General features: G+C 40.8%; 1 tRNA gene. It reads right to left on the bottom strand.

Going from position 1 to position 1,541, the window contains the following annotated elements:
* Positions 1-1,279: 1,279 nt before the first annotated feature.
* Positions 1,280-1,350, bottom strand: a tRNA-Thr gene (locus tag B9Z54_RS00205).
* Between the last annotated feature and the right edge of the window lie 191 nt (positions 1,351-1,541).

Consider the following 1,541-nt stretch of genomic DNA (forward strand, 5'->3'; position numbering starts at 1 on the left):
AGAAAATAGTAAGATTGAAGTAAGGTTAATTATGTAGAGGTTAGGTTTGAACTTTAAAGTGCTTTTAAACCTATCTTATAAAGTTAGCTTTTAATCATGCGAATAAAGTAATCCAATGTTGATATTCTAATCATCAAATGTTTGTAACTATTGGATTGTAGAGGTGTGCACTTACTGTAAGTGATTGCGTCAATCTCTGTTTATTCAAAACTAAATCATTGTCAGGTAATGTTAGCCATTGAGCAGATTCGATGGCTTTTTGTGTGAATTAAAGACCAGAGAAGCAGGTCCTCTCCTTGGGTAGCGATTGAGTATCCCGCAAATAGTCGCAATACCTGATAATTCGTTTTTTGCTTGATGTAAACAAAACATGGAGGAAGCAACTTGAGATCAACTAAGAAATTTGACGGATATATTAAAAATCTTTAATGTAATTAAGCAAGAAACTCACAAAAACGTAATATACCCGCGTGTTGATGTGCCCCACCAAAGTGGATAATTGAATCTGGAATTATTTGATTGATAAGACGAAACGGTACATACAATCGAAAATGACGAAGTGGATCAAACAATTTAAAGCTGAGGAGTACTATGAAATTGAGTGGAGTGACGAATTTTTACATTTATCTGCCGTGGTCGATTAATAAGCGCTAGAAAAATTCGCTACACGGGTCAGTGGCGAATTCAACACTTATGAGTTTTCTTGTTTTTCTGATTGCTCCAAGAGTAAAGACTGATACCTGATTCAGTCACACCGTGTTCTAAAAGCTTATAATTCTTGTATACTTATGCGACGCGGAAAAGTATGTTACCAAGATTAAGACTAGCGTCGACAAACAGAGATGCATACCGAAGAAGAGATTTAAACATTTTCCTTGTCTTAACTAGTATGGTACTTGGAGGGTGCAGAGAACTGGCTGGAGAAAGGTCTGGTCATGAGAATTACGTTGTCTTAAAGACTGTAGCATACACATGGATGTGTATTAGCTAGGGGGTTCTTTATTCTCCAGTTGGAAGGAGAAACGATATGCGCTCGACGGTACGAAGAACCGGCGGACTAGTCATATGACGATTTCGAATGAACTGATCCGCGCTCTCAAAATGGTACATAATGCAATAGGTCTTCTTGATGGAGCAAGTCCAGAACGAACCCGTGCCGGAATTCACCAATTTCATCGCTCTGAAGCTACTGTGCACAAACTGTGCACGTGCAATAGAAAAGCACCTCCTGATAATTACAGGAAGTGCTCGAAACCGCTTGGTTGAGCGGTATACTTGATGCCTCCGACGAGAATCGAACTCGTGCTGCAGCATTACCATTGCTGAGGTCTGCCACTAACCTACAGAGGCGGTTACATCTAGTATGTTACACAGTCTGTCATGAAATTTCAAGCTTTTTTAGAATAATAAGACCCCCGTCCTCCTCATGGTGAGAAGGGCGGGGGTGCGTTGAATCAAGCTTACTTCGTCCGGACCCAAACTGCTCCAGCCGAGTTGTCTTTCGCTTCGCCGACGACGTCGACGACGAGACCGTATTGTGG

Source organism: Bacillus sp. P14.5 (assembly GCF_003316765.1).
Lineage (GTDB): Bacteria > Bacillota > Bacilli > Bacillales > Bacillaceae_B > Rossellomorea.